13 protein-coding genes and 1 pseudogene are annotated in these 16,459 nt (G+C 56.9%); 9 read left to right on the top strand and 5 right to left on the bottom strand.

From position 1 onward, the window contains the following. Positions 1-286 precede the first annotated feature (286 nt). Both ACI77D_RS28545 and ACI77D_RS28540 read right to left on the bottom strand, forming a co-directional pair. Positions 287-1,678, bottom strand: a complete 1,392-nt coding sequence (locus ACI77D_RS28545; RefSeq protein WP_407018006.1) for an HdeD family acid-resistance protein — start codon at positions 1,676-1,678, stop codon at positions 287-289. A 397-nt stretch (positions 1,679-2,075) separates the two neighbouring features. Continuing rightward, on the bottom strand, positions 2,076-3,023 hold the full coding sequence (locus tag ACI77D_RS28540) for an IS630 family transposase (protein ID WP_407018005.1): 948 nt from the start codon (positions 3,021-3,023) through the stop codon (positions 2,076-2,078). A gap of 136 nt (positions 3,024-3,159) precedes the next feature. On the opposite strand from ACI77D_RS28540, the pseudogene ACI77D_RS28535 reads away from it, so the two are divergent. Together ACI77D_RS28535 and ACI77D_RS28530 are read left to right on the top strand one after the other, a co-directional pair. Next, positions 3,160-4,134: pseudogene (locus ACI77D_RS28535) on the top strand (IS5 family transposase). Continuing rightward, on the top strand, positions 4,134-5,111 hold the full coding sequence (locus ACI77D_RS28530; RefSeq protein WP_407018004.1) for an IS5 family transposase: 978 nt from the start codon (positions 4,134-4,136) through the stop codon (positions 5,109-5,111). The pseudogene ACI77D_RS28535 and the gene ACI77D_RS28530 overlap by 1 nt, the downstream one beginning before the upstream one ends. Before the next feature lie 293 nt (positions 5,112-5,404). Here the strand turns inward: ACI77D_RS28530 and ACI77D_RS28525 are convergent, their stop codons facing one another. Beyond that, on the bottom strand, positions 5,405-6,385 hold the full coding sequence (locus tag ACI77D_RS28525; RefSeq protein ID WP_407018007.1) for an IS5 family transposase: 981 nt from the start codon (positions 6,383-6,385) through the stop codon (positions 5,405-5,407). 167 nt (positions 6,386-6,552) lie between these two features. On the opposite strand from ACI77D_RS28525, the gene ACI77D_RS28520 reads away from it, so the two are divergent. Continuing rightward, positions 6,553-7,304 (top strand): IS5 family transposase gene (locus ACI77D_RS28520; protein ID WP_407018003.1). Its coding sequence is split into 2 segments (ribosomal slippage): positions 6,553-6,879 and positions 6,882-7,304, totalling 750 coding nucleotides; the frame shifts between segments, so codons are not numbered across the junction. Positions 7,305-7,332: 28 nt separating this feature from the next. On the opposite strand, the gene ACI77D_RS28515 is transcribed toward ACI77D_RS28520, so the two are convergent. Beyond that, complete coding sequence (locus ACI77D_RS28515) at positions 7,333-8,526, bottom strand: MFS transporter (RefSeq protein WP_407018002.1); 1,194 nt, start codon at positions 8,524-8,526, stop codon at positions 7,333-7,335. A 33-nt stretch (positions 8,527-8,559) separates the two neighbouring features. Further along, entirely contained in the window at positions 8,560-9,924 is a 1,365-nt protein-coding gene (locus tag ACI77D_RS28510) for a 3-deoxy-7-phosphoheptulonate synthase (protein ID WP_407018001.1), read from the bottom strand. A 425-nt stretch (positions 9,925-10,349) separates the two neighbouring features. Between ACI77D_RS28510 and ACI77D_RS28505 the strand changes: the two genes are divergently transcribed. Genes ACI77D_RS28505 through ACI77D_RS28480 form a run of 6 tightly spaced genes read left to right on the top strand, consistent with a single transcriptional unit; the run spans position 10,350 to position 16,453 of the window. Then, complete coding sequence (locus ACI77D_RS28505; RefSeq protein ID WP_407018000.1) at positions 10,350-11,666, top strand: AMP-binding protein; 1,317 nt, start codon at positions 10,350-10,352, stop codon at positions 11,664-11,666. Continuing rightward, a complete protein-coding gene (locus ACI77D_RS28500) occupies positions 11,663-13,402 on the top strand; it encodes a prenyltransferase/squalene oxidase repeat-containing protein (protein ID WP_407017999.1) in 1,740 nt (579 codons plus the stop codon). The genes ACI77D_RS28505 and ACI77D_RS28500 overlap by 4 nt, the downstream gene beginning before the upstream one ends. Positions 13,403-13,411: 9 nt before the next feature. Continuing rightward, positions 13,412-13,807 (top strand): hypothetical protein, encoded by a 396-nt coding sequence (locus ACI77D_RS28495; RefSeq protein ID WP_407017998.1) that lies wholly within the window; start codon positions 13,412-13,414, stop codon positions 13,805-13,807. Positions 13,808-13,811: 4 nt separating this feature from the next. Further along, positions 13,812-14,096 (top strand): acyl carrier protein, encoded by a 285-nt coding sequence (locus ACI77D_RS28490; protein WP_407017997.1) that lies wholly within the window; start codon positions 13,812-13,814, stop codon positions 14,094-14,096. 3 nt (positions 14,097-14,099) lie between these two features. Next, positions 14,100-15,074, top strand: coding sequence for an acyl-CoA synthetase (locus ACI77D_RS28485; RefSeq protein ID WP_407017996.1), 975 nt, complete (start codon positions 14,100-14,102; stop codon positions 15,072-15,074). After that, complete coding sequence (locus ACI77D_RS28480; protein ID WP_407017995.1) at positions 15,071-16,453, top strand: amidase family protein; 1,383 nt, start codon at positions 15,071-15,073, stop codon at positions 16,451-16,453. The genes ACI77D_RS28485 and ACI77D_RS28480 overlap by 4 nt, the downstream gene beginning before the upstream one ends. Positions 16,454-16,459 lie beyond the last annotated feature (6 nt).

Genomic DNA, 16,459 nt, shown 5'->3' with positions numbered 1-16,459 from the left:
GCTTGCGTTGTTCAAACCCGCTGCTGATCAGGCCCGTAAGCGCTTTGACGCGGATACCAGTGGGCTCTTGGGTAGTTAAACCCTAAGGCTAAAAACCCGGACGTCGTCCGGGTTTTTTATTGAGGCGATTCAGGTAACTTCGTTTATTTAAACGTAAAATAATTTGTGACGATCGACGCGAATTCGCAGGCGGCATCGTCGATTCTTTGAGTTGAGATCTAATAACTGCGCAGCATAATCATGAATAACCGCAAATTTCCATTTAATGCAAGTCCCGCAGCATGGCTTATACAGACTTTTTCCCAGCGTTCTGCGTTTTTTTGCTACTGGTTTCAGTTAATACTTTTTCCTGTTTCCACTGGCGACGTAAAGAGCTTATTTTCTTAAATGCACGCCTGGAAGTATTAATCCACCCAGTTGGCTTCGGATCTACCAGCATGCTAAGCGCTCGTGTATAATCCAGTGCCAGACCTGGCGTCCAAGCCATGGTTTGCGCACGTTTTCGAATTTGAATGGCAACCCATAATTCTGGAGTGCCGAATATTATTCCTAAAGTACGATACAGGCTGTATTGCCCACATATACGCCCTACAGATCCCTCTACAGCGGCCTCAAGAACTTGTATCACGCTGCTGGAACAATTGCGATGGGTTAGATTGTAGGTGGTGTCCTTACGAAACTCTTCCCAAAACTCACCCAAACGCTGTAGGTCATAGTTAAATATCCTTACTTTTACTGTAGAAGGACACCATGCTTGCGATTCCGTAAGGTAATCAGGCTGAAATTCGCCCGGCATGTTGTTATCTTCGGTGGCTCGCAACATTCGGACAAACTCGTCAGGAGAATGGTCTATGTCTTCTGCCGGGTACAGGCTAACGTAAAGACCATTGGGTGCTTCCAGCGCAGCGTGGCCCGTTGAAATAACGCCATTCTTGTCCACAGCAGCTATATAGCGCTCTATCAATGGGCGGTGCACAACCTCGCCATCAGCCACACCAACAGGCGTCCATATATGAATTGTCAGTGCCCGAGAGGTTTCCTCTATAAGGTTTGTACATGCTTCTTTCTCTTTTTCAATTTGCTCAGGATTGTAAATTGCAGAGTGAGGAGTTAATGCAGGGTTAGATGTCATCCTGCGGACCCGGCCAGAAACAATCAACATATTCCAGCCTGCAAAAAACAACCCTAATCCAAGGCAAAAGGGTACAGTACCAATATAGTTTGTGGGGTAAGGTTGAAAGAAGAAGACGGCCAAGGCAAGTTCTACTACCCCTCCGGAAATTGCAAGGCGCCAAGTGCGGTATCGGACAACATAAGCGGATATAATTTGCAGTAGTCCATCGATTAAAAACAGAGTGCCAAATATTATCGATAGAATGAAGTTTCCATGATGATGGCCAGCCAAGATCAGTGATGCTGCAATCACGAACGTGAAGCCTTTTAAGTACCGAAGCTTGCGCTGCCCCCCTATCCCGCTGTGTGCGACGATCAATGTTGCACTGCCTTCAATCAACAGCAACCATGCGAAAAGGCTTATAGGGAAGTATAATGCCCCATCAAGCGCATCAATGAAGACTATGCTGCCTGACAGTGCAAATATAGCGCCTATTGTTGTCATGATGTGCCAATTTGAACGAAGATAATCAACGCCTAGTAATAGCATGACGAGTCTGACCATTTTACAGCCCTCAACGTGAGAATTAGTAAATCAAACCTGCAATGGTCATTTGCCGATTCGGCGTTTTTGCAGTGAGCATAATAGGAATGTTCCGCAAAGTAGTGCTGCGAGGAAGGGTAAGACATGGGTCGACAGTGATATCGCCATGCCTCCGAGGGTAGGGCCAAGCAAGGCTCCTATTACCCATGCGATCGACATAGCTGTGTAAATTCCGGGTAACTCCCCTCCTTTAAATTGTTGCCCTATTATAGTGTGATCATAATGGTGTAAATACCTATAAACATGCCACCCCAAAAGAAAAGTAACGCATAAGTCAGCTAAATCTGCATAAGTGCCTGCAAACCTACCACCTCTCGGGACCGCTATGCTTTTTAAACGCAACCTCACACTTTGGATTTTAGACATAGCGAATCGGCTCCGAATTCCGCAGGGCTATGAGCACAGTAATAGTCGCGCCTAGCTCGCATATTAAACTGAAACTAAATTCATGCAAATAAGCTTTTATGTCTTCAACGAAACGTTTAATCCTGCTAATCCAGGAATTGAGGCATGAGGGGGAATGCATGTGAAAGTGTGTATGCTTGGCATGCCAAACCTTGACGGCCAGGTACGTGTAGGGCGTGTAGTTGCCTACGATCAGACGCTGCTGAAAGTGCTTGAGCATTTCATCAAAGGTCTTCTTGAAAAAATCCGAGAACTCCTGAAGGCTTTGCTGGCGCTTGAGCCTACTGATCAAGCTTGCCTGAAGATAGCCTAGGGGCATAAATAAGTTGACCCTGCGATGGTGCGCATAATCGTAGGTTTGATTTCGGATGTGAGCGATGCCAAGTAGTAGTCCCTGCTGAATTTTCTCATTACAGCAGAGCATCTGTGACTTATCTGGCGGATCAATGCTCAGTCCGATTAAGTCCAAGAATTTCTTTTGATAAATCGCTCCTTTGGACCGCTTGAGGGTTTGGGTCAAGTACGGTTTCAGGTCGTTGGCGACCCATAGTTTATGGACGCTGGTAGCAGATCTTCCGGCCATTCTTGCCTTGTTGGGGTAACTCCACCACTGCTCAGCGTACGGTGTCCAAGTGTACCTCTCTAGATCAATGTTTACGGCACCACTCGCCGGTTCGTCAAGCAAACTCACCAATCGCGGGATTTGCAATCGCTGGACCCAACTGCCTATTGGCCGTGAAAGCCCGATCAGACGAGCGATCTCTATCCGCGGGCAACCTCGATCTGCCAACCGGATCTCTCGGGCAGGGCGACGGTCGCGCAGACCGAAAGTGACCGAACTAACTCGGCGTCTCAGCTTTGCCTGCTTTTCTGGGCTGGAAATGATTTTCTGAGCGTTCACGTTCCACTCCTTGATCGCTTGATCATTGACGAAGTTTAGTCAAAATTCAAAGAAAAAGGTCACTAGAACAGCACGCAAGTTCTAAGCCCAATGCAAGCATGATAGCCGACATAGGTTAAAGTCTGAGGCCACGCAATTGGCGCAAGCATTCCATGCCGAAACGGGCATCACCGCTCATCCCGACAGGTTCGCCAAGGCGTTGAAACTGGCCGGGATTATTCGTGTTAAGGAGCGGCCCAAGGGCAGCTTCCAGCCTCCCGAGCCTCGTAAGTCTTATGGCTACACCGAGGTACACCGACGTCAGTCGCCAGAGCAACGCTACCCCAGTTGTCTTACCGACGCAGAATGGGCGCTGGTCGCTGATTTGTTTCAAATCTCAGGAGGGCGTGGCGTGCCGCCCCGTCACTCCCGGCGCACACTGCTCGAGACTTGCTGCTATGTCGTGCGCACGGGTTGCTCGTGGCGAATGCTGCCTCGCTAGTTCCCGCACTGGGACAATCTCTATAAAACCTTCAGACGGTGGAGCGCGCAGGGCAAGTTTGAGCAAATGCATGATCGGCTTCGTGCCCAATGGCGAGAGCGGGAGGATCGTGATGAAAAGCCGTCAGCCGCTATTCTGGACTCTCAATCGACCCGTAGCTCTCCTCAAGGCGGCGAAAGCGGCTACGACGCAGGCAAGAAGGAAAAAGGGCGCAAGCGCAGTGTGATCGTCGATACGCTGGGCCTGCTTTTGGCGGTGAGCATTAGTGCAGCCAGCGTGCAGGATCGCGACGCGGCGGACGACGCAGTGACGTCCTCAATGGGCAAATACCCGTCATTGAATACACTGTTCGTCGACAGCGCCTACGCCGGAAAGTGGGCCCAGCGTATACAGCACACTCATTCGCTTGAGGTTGAGGTCATCCGGGGGCCAAACAATCGACGTACCGGGAAATGGCATTCAGAACAAGGTGACTTGTTCACGGCAGCGCCTGCTCCGACCAGCTTTGTGGTTATGCCCGAGCGGTGGGTGGTGGAGCGGACACATGCCTGGAACGAGAGAGCTAGGGAAGCTCTGAAGAAGACTTCCAAATTTGGCAGAATGTCTGATCTCAACCGCCGAGACGCCTGATGAAGCAAATGTCCTTCGCCGATGCCGAATACGCTGGCAAACGTAAGCAAACCCGCCGTGAGCGCTTTCTGATCGAGATGGATCAGGTCGTGCCGTGGAAAGGCCTGATTGCGTTGATCGAACCCTATTATCCTAAGGGTGAAGGCGGTCGTCCGGCGTATCCGTTGATGGCCATGCTGCGGGTTCATCTGATGCAGAACTGGTTCGGCTACAGCGACCCGGCGATGGAGGAATCGCTCTACGAAACCACGATTCTGCGCCAGTTCGCCGGACTGCATCTGGATCGGATTCCGGACGAAACGACGATCCTCAACTTCCGCCGACTGCTGGAGAAACATGAACTGGCCGGTGGGATTTTGCAGGTCATCAACGGCTATCTGGGCGACCGTGGCTTGTTGCTGCGCCAGGGCACCGTGGTCGATGCGACGATCATCCATGCGCCGAGTTCGACCAAGAACAAGGACGGTAAGCGCGACCCCGAAATGCACCAAACGAAGAAAGGAAACCAATACTTTTTCGGAATGAAATCGCACATCGGTGTCGATGCCGAATCCGGCTTGGTGCACAGCGTGTTGGGCACTGCGGCGAATGTGGCGGACGTAACCCAGGTCGATCAGTTACTGCACGGAGAAGAGACTTACGTCTCTGGCGATGCCGGTTACACCGGCGTCGAAAAGCGACCCGAGCATCAAGATCGCCAAATGATCTGGTCGATTACCGCTCGGCCAAGCAGTTATAAAAAGCATGCAAAGAAGAGCCTGATTGGGCGCATGCGTCGCAAAATCGAATACGCGAAAGCTCAACTGCGCGCCAAGGTTGAGCATCCGTTTCGCGTGATCAAGCGCCAGTTTGGTTATACAAAAGTGCGCTTCCGGGGCCTTGTTAAAAACACCGCGCAGCAGAACACGCTGTTTGCTCTGTCGAACCTGTGGATGATGCGAAAACGATTGTTAAATGCAGGAGAGGTGCGCCTGTAATGCGGACAATGATCGCCGAAAGGCGCTTGCTCGCAGAAAAAACGGTGAATTGAGGGGAAGAAAGGTCTAATTTTCGATTAAGTCGGCGTTTTTTGAGCTTCAAGCAGCGAGGCCGCCAAAAACAGCTGCTTACTTCAGACCTTCCCTAGGGATGGTCTGAAGTAGGCAGCTATTTCTCGATTGCTGAGCCATAGCGGTTTCAAAAAACGGCAGCCGTTCAAAATCGATCAAGTCTGCCGCTTATTTCATCCATTTTTTCCGCAGCAAGCGCCTTGCAGCGGCTATTTCCCTCATTACGGGCGCACCTCTCCCGCGTCGGAGAGCAAATGTCGACGTGCCATCCACAGGTTCGACAGGGCAAACAACGTCACCATCTGAGCCGTGTTTTTCACCAAGCCTCGAAAGCGCACTTTCGTATAGCCAAACTGGCGTTTGATCACTCGAAATGGATGCTCAACCTTAGAACGAACCTGAGCCTTGGCTCTTTCGATCTTGCGTATCGCTTTGTACAACACGCTGCGTTTTCCGTGCTTCTTGTAGGTGCTGCGCCGGGCTGCAACCTGCCAGATGACTTGGCGTCCAGCATGCTCTTCGCGCTTCTCGACACCGGTATAGCCTGCATCGGCGCAGACCACGTTCTCAGCACCGTGAAGCAATTTGTCGACTTGGGTCACGTCCGCCACGTTGGCCGCAGTGACCACCACGCTGTGCACCAGCCCCGAGTCATCGTCGACACCAATGTGCGCTTTGGCGCCGAAGTAATACTGGTTGCCCTTCTTCGTTTGGTGCATTTCCGGGTCGCGTTTACTGTCCTTGTTCTTGGTCGAAGTGGGCGCATGAATCAGCGTGGCATCGACGATGGTGCCTTGCCGCAGCGACAAGCCACGGTCGCCCAGATAGCCATTGATCACGCCGAGAATGCCAGTGGCCAACTCGTGTTTTTCCAGCAGGCGACGGAAGTTGAGAATGGTGGTTTCGTCCGGGATCCGCTCCAGGCTCAGGCCGGAAAACTGGCGCAAGATCGTCGTCTCGTAAAGCGCCTCTTCCATTGCCGGATCACTGTAGCCAAACCAGTTCTGCATCAAATGAACCCGCAGCATCGCCATCAACGGATACGCCGGACGACCGCCTTCGCCCTTCGGGTAATGGGGTTCGATCAGAGCGATCAAACCCTTCCAGGGCACGACCCGATCCATCTCGATCAGGAACAGTTCCTTACGGGTCTGCTTGCGCTTACCGGCGTACTCGGCGTCGGCGAAGGTCATTTGCTTCATCATCGAAAAGCTCGGCGATTGGTGTCCGGGGATTCTGCCAAATCAGGAAGTCTTTTTCAGAATTTCCTTAGCTCTCCAGGCCACTCCTTTAATCTTAACTGCTAGGGGGCGTTCTCATTTTCGCTCAGTAGGGCCATTCGATGCCCTTGAGCTATTTGGGGTAACTGGTGAGCCGCTATAGGTTGCGTGACGATCAATGGGAGCGCATCAAGGAACTGCTGCCGGGGAAAGCCAGCGACCGTGGCGTGACCGCCCGCGATAACCGTCTATTTGTAGAGGCGGTACTCTGGATTGCCCGAACTGGCGCGCCCTGGCGGGATCTACCTGAAACCTACGGTCACTGGCATCGGGTCTATGTGCGTTATAATCGCTGGTCACGCAAGGGAGTCTGGTTACAGATCATGGCATCGCTTGCGACTGACGCTGACCTGGAACACCTGATGGTGGATGGCAGCATAGTGCGCGTTCATCAGCATGGTGCGGCAAAAAAACATGTCAGGACGCCGAAGCCATGGGCAAATCCAGAGGCGGACTGAGCACCAAGATTCACGCGGCCGTCGACGCCCAGGGGAACCCGGTACGCCTGCTGCTGACGCACGGACAAAGCTCTGAATATGGCCAAGCCAAAGCGCTGATCGAAGGTTTTACGCCCGATGCGGTACTGGCAGACAAAGGTTATGACTCAGATGCTTTCGTGGAGTTAATACAGCGCAATGGGGCTGAAGCCGTCATCCCCTCAAGAGGGAATCGTCTGAAGCCCCGAAAGCTGGATCGACATACCTACAAGGCACGTAATCTGGTGGAGCGTTTTTTCCAGAAACTGAAGCAGTACCGCCGCATCGCAACCAGATATGAGCGACTGGCAAGAAACTACCAGTCGATGCTGAGTCTTGTATCAGTCGTCATATGGCTAGCCTGATTGAGAACACCCCCTAGGGCGCTCGTCGCTAGGGGCATTGATCCGCGTGTCCATCGGCAGTTGGAGACCTGCTTTTCATCTGCAGGGCAAGCGTGCCGATGGCCACCAATGCTGCAGCGGCGCCCGCAATAGGGATGTTGGCGAGCCCGAAATGGGTAATCACCCAGCCTGCGCCGATGCCTCCCAACGCCGTTCCGAGGTTGAACGACGCAATATTAAGCCCTGAAGCCACTGCACTGGACTGCGGAATATAGTGGTGTGCTAGGCGCAGCATGCGCAGGGTCGACATGGTCACTATGGCAAAGAACACCACTCCCAATAGCCCCACCAGCGTTAACGTGGCGATCATCGAATCGCCCCAGATGTGCAAGCTCAACAGATTAAGCATCAATGCCGTCAACCCACCGAGCAAACATCGATCGGCGTCGAAGGAATCTATGAGATAGCCGCCAAGCAAATTGCCGAGAATAGAGCAGATACCGAACAGCAGCATTGCCAGGCTCAGAACCTGCGGCGGGACACGGGTGATGTCCAGCAGGAACGGCGACACGAAGGTAAAGAATGAAAAAGTCGCCACGCTCACTAGCATCGCGATCGTGGCAGCCCCCAACAGTTCGCGGTGCAACAGGGCCGCGAGGCTTTGTTTCAGGTCTGTGGCGCACTGATTCGAGGAAAGGGGTTGCTGGCGCATCAGAAGCACCAAGCCGATGGTGCTGATCAGGCCCAGGCCGCCGATGGCCAGGAACACCACGCGCCATGACCAGTAGCTGCCGAAGAAGGTGCCGATAGGCACGCCAAAGGCGATTGAAAGGGTCAGGCCCATCCATACCAACGATAGCGCTCGCCCTGCGCGCATCGGGTCGACCAGTTTGACCGCCGCGTTGGAGGCCACGGCCATGAATACCCCATGCGCGAGGCCTATGATGAAACGTACGCCATGCAAGGTCAGTACATCGGGCGCCAGACTGATGGCCACGCTGCCGGCGGCAAGCACGCCAAGGGTCAGCAACAAGACGGTTTTATCGCGCCAGTTGGCCAACAGGGCCGTGATGATCGGGGCGCCAATGGCGGCGCCCAAGGCATAGGCCGCGATTGCTGAGCCGACTTGCGAGATGGACTCATGCAAGTCCACCGAAATCGCCGACACCAAGCCAGCAACGACGAATTCGGACAAGCCGAATGTAAAAGTACAGAGCGAAAAAATGTAGATGACGGCAGGCATAAAAACTCGGCTGTGGGAAAGGGCAGGTTCGTCTCAGCGGGCTAAGTGTGCAACGCGTAGCGCCAGTTCGAGGGCTTGTTCATGGTTGAGGCGTGGGTCGACCTTGCTCAGGTAGCGTCGGGACAGGTCCTCGGGTTGCAGGTTGCGTGCGCCGCCCAGGCATTCGGTGACGTCATCCCCTGTGAGTTCCAGGTGCAGGCCGCCCAGGCGAGTGCCGTGTTCGCGATGGACGCTGAAGGCCGCCTCAATCTCGCGCATGATCTGCTCAAAGCGTCGGGTTTTAGTGCCGCACGTCAGGGTTTCGGTATTGCCATGCATGGGGTCGCACAGCCATAGCACGTTGCTGCCTGAGCGCGTGACGGCGTTGAGTAAGGCAGGCAGTGTTTTCCGGAGTTGGTCGGCGCCCATGCGGTGGATCAGCGTCAAACGACCTGGTTCGTTGCGGGGATTGAGCCGATCCATCAGCGCCAGCAAGGCATCGGGGCTGACATCGGCACCTACCTTTACGCCTATTGGATTGTGAATGCCCCGGCAGTACTCCACATGAGCGCCCTCCAGCTCGGCGGTGCGTTTGCCGATCCACGGAAAGTGCGTGGACAGATTGAACCAACCGTCGAAGCCGGGCACTTGGCGCGTCAGGGCATGCTCGTAGTCCAGCAGCAGGGCTTCGTGGGACACGAAGGTTTCACGATGCAGGAAACGGTCTGCATCGCTGCCCGCCAGCGAGGTCATGAATTGTGTGGTGTGCTGCACGCCCTGGAGGGTGCGCTGGAAGGCCTCCCGCTCGGGCAGAGCGTCGACCCATGCGGTGGGCCAGTGCGCGGGTTTGAGCAGTTCCTCGATACCGGTTTCATACAGCGCACGGACAAACCCGAGTGTTGCAGCGCCACACGCATGAGCCTGCAACAGGCGCTTCGGGTCGGCCCGGCGTGCGTGTGGGGTAAACGCGCTATCGTTGACGATGTCGCCGCGGTACACCGGCAGGGTCTGCTGCCCCAGGGTTTCACGCTCGCTTGAGCGAGGCTTGGCATATTGCCCCGCCAGGCGCGCCAGGCAGATGACTGGCATTTGCAGGCCCTGCATGAGTACTTGTGTCATTTGCTGCAGCACTTTGACCTGACTGGCTGCGGCGTCTTTGGAGCAGTGCTCAAAGGACTCCGCGCAATCGCCGCCCTGCAGGATAAAACCGTGGCCGTTCTGCGCCTGGGCGATCAGGTGCTTGAGTTGCAGGACCTTGCCGGCGTTCACCAGGGCGGGCCGCTGGGCCAGTGCGTGCAAGGTGTGCTCGAGGTCGGCGGGGAAGGGGTAGGTGGGCTGATGCAGGACTGGGCGTGAGCGCCAGGTATCGGGTGTCCAGTCAGTGGCCATGGCCTGGAAATGTGGGTGTGTCGTTAGCATTCAGCGTCTCCTTGTCTGTGCGTGAATCGGGGATCCAGCCGGCGCAAGTGCACTAAGTTGGCGTCGTGTTAAACCGACTGCCGTGGTGATGCCCGGAACTCGTTCTTGCAAAGGCGGCGGTGATAGTGCGGCGGTAAGATTCAGATGAGAAATACTATAAAAGTCTCTGTTTAATACTATTGGCGGGCCTTAGCCGCTTTTTGATGACGCGAGTATTAATCCACGGCGAACTATTTTTTAGTTGTAATTTTCGGCAGGTTGGCGTATCGCAGGGGCACGACCCTAACTAAATAAGATAGTCGAGTCGTCAAGTACCGGTTTTTCTCTCTGATATCTGCAGACTCTTACTAATAGACCGCGAAAGTATTTTACTTTATCGGTCGGCTCGCCAATTCTCGCTGGGGTTTTTTAACGAGGGCAAGTTAATGTTAGTTCATAACGATCATTACTATAGGGTTTTGCAGGGTGCCGAAAGCGAGATCCTGCGTCATGGGGAGTTGATCCCCGACGCCCCTTTCTATGAGCGAAAACTGCAGGTCGTGTGGGAGCGCGCCCGCCACAGCGAGTTCTATCGCGACCTGTGCGACTTCAGCTTCGCCGGGTTCCAGGCCTTGGCGCTGACGCCCAAGGCCAGTCTCAAAGGCTCCCCGCGTGCATTCTGCACCGTTGATTACGGCCTGGCCGCCAAGTATTACGCGACCACCGGCACCACCGGCGAGCCCACTCCCAGCCCCAGGCTCAAGGAAGACATCATCTGGAACGCCGTGTCGGTGGCGTTCCACTGGCGCCACGTCATCGAGCCCGGCTCACGGGTGGCCAACCTGATGCCTTCGGACATCGTCCCGGTGGGCGACTTGATCGCCAATGTATGCGAATACCTCGACGTTTCCCATGTGCGTGCCTACCCCTTCACCACGGGGATCACGGATTGGGAGCGTCTGTGCACGCTGTTCGAGACCTACCGTCCGACCGTGATATTCATCGCGCCTGGGGTGCTGGTGCAACTGACGCGCTATCTCAAGCAACGGCAAATGCTTGAGCGTGTCAGTGAGTCGATCAAAGCGATCATGTTGTTGGGCGAAGTCAATACCCCGCCCTTCCGGGAAAACCTCGCGCAGTGGTGGGCCTGCGATATTCACGATGCCAGCTACGGCAGCACCGAAACCGGCACCTTGGCGGCGGTGACCCAGGGCAAGGTCCAACGCTTGACCACGGGCACCAATTATTTCGAGTTGGTGAACGCCAGCGGTCAGATCGTACCCTTGAGCAATGGTGCCAGTGGGCGTCTTGTCGTCACGCCGCTGAACCTGTACGCCCGCCCGCTGTTGCGCCTGGACACCGGCGACAGTGTGACCATCACGTCCGAGTGCGCCGTGGGGTTGCCGGGCCCGACGATGATGGTCAACGGTCGCGATTCCGACGCTGTCGTGGTGTCTGGGGTGGACCTGGAAATCCGCAAGATCGAAGAAATCGTCTATGGCAACAGCAACGCCACCGGCTACCTGATCGAAGTGGACCGCACCACGGACAGCGCGAGCCTGATCCTGGAGCGCGATGTGGTCTGGGACAATGAGCTGGAGGCCGGGCTCGCACACTCGTTGCGTGAGTGTTCCGAGGAACGCATGAACCTGCGATGGGACAGGATCCTGTTCGTCAACAACCTAGCGGCGGTCAGCAAGAGTGGGGCTTCGCAGAAAAGCTGGAAAAAAACCAACCTGCGCTTCGTCGGTGGCCAGCAATGAATGCTTTCAGCCAGATTCCGCCGCGCTTTCCCGGAGGTCGCGCAGTGGTCAGCGGCCAGCCGGACCTCTGGTGCACCTATGCGGCCATCCGCAGCCTGGCCTGGGTCGATCAGTTGCAAACGGTCGACCAGCCGCAGATTCGTCGCTACATCGAGGCGCGCTTGAACCGCGATGGCGGCTACGCCTGGAGCAAAGGCATGCCTTCGGATGCCTGGGCAACGTTTTACTGCACCGAAACCCTCAACGACCTCGGCGCGCTGGAGCAGGTCTCGGAAAAGACCAAACCTTGGCTGGACAGCCTGTGGGATGGGCATGCCTACGCCATGTGCGCGGGGCAGGGCGCGGATGTGTGGGCAACCCACTATGCGGTGCGCACCTTGATCAATTTCTGTCACGGTGAAGTGAAAGCGCCGGCCGTACTGCTCGACTGGCTCAGTGCCTTGCAGTGTGAAAATGGTGGGTTGAGTTGGTCGCCGGCATTTGCCCAGCGCAACAAGGCGGACGTGCGCGCGTGCTTTTATGGGGTGATGGCCTGGAAGGCCCTCAGCCAGCAAGGCGACTGGGTGCCGGCTTGGGACATGGATCGGCTGATCGACTGGATGCAGGCCCAGCAGGTTGAAGGGGGCGGCTTTCGCTTCAGCGAGGCGGCAGACACCGCGTGCCTGTGGGCGACTTATCGCACCACCGCAACCCTTGCTGCGCTGGCGCGCGCGCCCTTGCACAGTGCCGGTTGTGTTGCGTGGATCGAGTCGTTGCGTGGCCCCGAAGGCGGTTTCGTGCGCTGGCAAGGCTATGACTGCGAAGACGTCTGGGCGGTGTTTTGTGCGGTCGGCTCGCTCAAGGCCCTGGGCCGGGATGTGAGTGGGCTGGCCCAGAGCGTCAGCCGGTTTATCCAGCAGTTGTATGTCGACAACGGCGGCTACACCTACCGTGAAAAAAGTGCAGCGGCGGACGTCTTGACCACTGCCGCCACCGTCCTGGACGGCCGCCTCACCCCGCAGGCGCGTGCCTCGGCGGTGAAGTGGATCGAGGGTTGCCAGCTGCCCAACGAAGCCGGAGTGATGTACATGCCCGGGCGGGGCGCTGAAGTGCGCTGCACCGCCTGGGCGTTGGCGGCCGGTGCGCTGCGTAACTCGCCCGAGGCCCGGCAGGCTGTGTTGGCCTGGCTGGCGCGGATCCAGAACCCCGATGGCGGTTTCGGCTTCTGGGAAGGGCGTGGCTCGGACATGGTGTCGACCGCCTCCGCGGTGTCGATCATCACCCGTCTGGGTCGCAGTGACGGCGTCGACTGTGAGCAATTGGAACGCTTTGTCCGGCGTTGCGCCATCACCCAGGAGCCCCTGGCCTTTGCCAACTTCCCGGGTGGCGTAGCGACGTTCCGCTCCAGTGTCCAGGCGCTCAAGTGCCTGCGTTACCTGGGCCACACTGACAATGAAGGGATGCTGGCGCTGTTGCGGCGGCACAAGGTCAAGCAGGGTGGTTTCGCCAATATCGGCAATCGCATCCCGGACTTGCTCAGCACCTACGAAGCCATGGCTGCCTCCTGTGACTTCAGTCTCGAGGTGGACCGCGCTCACGTGCTGTATTTCCTGGAGAACGTCGAGACGGATGGCGGCTACGCCTGGTCACCGATGTACCGCGAAGGACACGACGCGCTGTCCACCTGCCTGGGCAGCCTGGTGGGGCAATGGTTGAAAGGGCGCCTGCCTGTACTTCCTAACTTGTATTTGTCTTGAGAGGGTGATGTGCCGACGATCAATATTCGCTCCGGGTTTCTTGGAGTAAGTGAAAAAAAGAAAATCGCCTTGAAAGTTGCTCGCGAACTCAAAGGGCATGGCCTGGATCCGGCGCACTGTATGGTGATTTTTAGTGCGCTGGATGAAGAAGGTGTATTCAGCGCCGGACGCCCAATGCCAATTAATCATGGCGAGAGCAAGCGCAGTCGAGTGTTTTTTATTCATGCGTCGATTGCCGCCAGCCGTGATCAGTTTTTCCGTAAGGATTTCGCCACGCAACTGTTTAGTTTTTTTACCGCGGAGTTTGCCGATTCATTCTTTTATCTGCAGTACGAAGATGTTTTTCCTGAAAGTGTGTTTTACGCCACGGGTGAAACACTGACTAACGCTGGCACAAAGGGTTAATAACATGACCAATTCCAACACTGTAAAAGACAATATTCGCTCAGCCCTGGAAGCCTTGCTCGGGCCGGAGGTCCGTACCATTGGCGCCGACCAGAGTTTTCGCGACTTTATCGGCGAGCGCTTCGATAGCCTGATGGCGGTAGAAGTGGTGACCACCATCGAGGAGCGCTTTGGTATCGAGGTGGACTACGTCGGCGATGACGTTCGCTACTGGTTCGAGACCCTGGAAAAAATGGAGCAGTTCGTCACAGAGCGCCTGGAAGACACCGCCACGTTGCAGGCGGTTTAGGCGATGAGTGTGGAGCACGTTTTTCGTACCTCTGGCTCTACCCAGGCGCCGCGCCAGTGGGTCCGCACCCGGCGGCAAATGGAGCAGGAAGCGCGGATGATCCTCGGCACATGGGCCACGGGTGTGACGGACATCCTGGCGTTCGCCCCCACGGAGCACAGCTACGGCATGATCCTGGGTCAGATAGGGGCCGAGGTGACCCAGGCCAGGTTGCAATGCTGCTCTATGGAGACACTCACACTGCCGGACCTCCAAGTCAGGGGGCCGACAGTGATCCTGTGCATTGCCAGCACCTGGACACTGCTCGCGTCGCTGCTCAAGCGCCTGGCGCCGCAGGTTCCGGTACTGGTACTGCACAGTGCCTCGGCGTTGCCGTCCAAGGCGTACGGGGTGGTCAATCGTTTTGCCGGGCTGGGGGTGACGTTCATCGAACTGCTCGGTTCGACCGAGACCGGTGCCATTGCCCATCGGCCTATCAGCGAAACGCCCATGCCCTGGACGGTGTTCGAGGATGTCTCGTTGCTCAGCCCGGTGGGTGTGGAGTCGCGCCTCAGGGTGCGCAGCCCGAGAATCGCCAAGGCCGTCGAGGATGAAGTGGCAGCGCCGAGTCACCAGAGCGATGACTGGATTATTGCGGCGGGGCCTGGGCAGTTCCAGTGGTTGGGCCGTGCCAGCCAGCTGATAAAAATCAATGGTGTGCGCCAGGACCTGGGCGTCTTGCGCGCTGACCTCAGTGCGGTGACCCAATGCCAGCACTTGGCATGCGTGCCCCTGCGCGATGAGTTGCGCGGAGAGGCCTACGAAGTCGTGTTCAGTTCGCCCACGCTCACCGCGGCGAGCATCACCCAGGCCATCGAGCGCCTGGGGGGGCATTTTCCCAAGCCGGTGCGAATTCGCCACGTCGAACAGGTGCCGTTGTCGGCCATCGGCAAACCGCAGGCATGGGCTATCCAGCAAACAGGGAGTCGAGAGTCATGAGCATCCGTACTGCAGAGCAGAGCATTACTGCTTACCTGTCAGGCCACGCCAGCCATCGTGAACAGGCTGAGGCTGTGCCGGACTTTCTCCGGTTACCGTTACGCCAGCGCCACCGTTTGCTGCTGGAACAACCCCAGCTGCGACATCAATGGGCCGGGCAGTACAACCAGTGGGCAGGCTCGGCGGATAGCCAATACCGTTGCCTGGTCTCGAGTGTGACCGACGACAGTGTCCTGTTCCGCATGGGGGTCAAGGACACCGTCGATGTGGCCGGCCTGCCGACACGTCTGGGGTTGCGCAGTTACCGGCACTACCCGGATGTCTCTGCCAGCGCCTTGTGGTCGTTGCATCCCGACGTGCGCGTCCTGTTCAAGGTCGCCACCACCGAACTCAACATCGGCTTTGGCTGCGGGGCGCGTAACCCGTTGTACCCGAGCATTGACCCTTCCGGCTCCAGCACCGGCTCGGCGGTAGCCGTGGCTGCGGGCTTGTGTGACATCTCTCTGGGAACCGACGTGCTGGGATCCGTGCGTTGGCCGGCAGCCCATTGCGGCATGGTCGGGCTGCGCATGACGCACAAGGCTTCCAACCTGGATGGCGTGTTCCCGTTGTCACCCTCCATGGACGCTCTAGGTTGGGTCACGCGTACCGCCGATGATCTGGACTTCCTGATGCCCATGCTGGGGCTCGAGCAACATTTGGGCGAGCAAAAGCCGCTGGCCGACACCTACCAGGTTGGCGTGCTGAGCCACATTGACGAGGACGTCACCAGCGCGCCGATGCTCGCCATGATGCAACAGGCGAAAAGCCTGCTGGCTGACTTGGGCCTGCCTCAGGTGCCCGTGCAATTGCCAGCGCTGTGGGCCAGTCGTGGGTCGGCCTGGCAGTTATGTGCGCGGGACGCCTGGTTGGCCTCCCAGGTGTGGCGCGAGGTCTTCGATACGGACCTGCACTGGTCGACCCAAGCCGCACTGGATGTGGGCGCCGCCGTGAGCGACACCGAGTACGGGCAGATAACCGAGCGCATGCAAGCGGTGCGGGCCGGCATCGACCAGTGTTTTGAAGACGCAGGTGTGGATGTGGTGGTGTTTCCCATCGACCCTTGCCGGCCTTTCGACGTGCGTCGCCCGCTGCCGGGCGACTCGACCATCCCGTCACCGGCCGATCCGGATTATTCACAGAAAATCGGCTTTACCCCGTTAGCCAGCTTCAGCGGCCTGCCGGCGATCACCCTGCCGATCATGCTCAGTGCTGACGGCAAGGCCCCCCTGGCTCTGCAGATCATGGGACGGCGCGACAGCGAGCTGCAATTGATTGACTTGGCTAAACGCCTTGAAGCGCTGCGCGGCCCTTTACCTGCGGCTGCAATCGACCAATAAGGATTC

This window comes from Pseudomonas sp. O39 (assembly GCF_045447295.1).
Taxonomy (GTDB): domain Bacteria; phylum Pseudomonadota; class Gammaproteobacteria; order Pseudomonadales; family Pseudomonadaceae; genus Aquipseudomonas; species Aquipseudomonas antarctica_A.
This window is presented reverse-complemented; position numbering and strand designations above follow the sequence as displayed.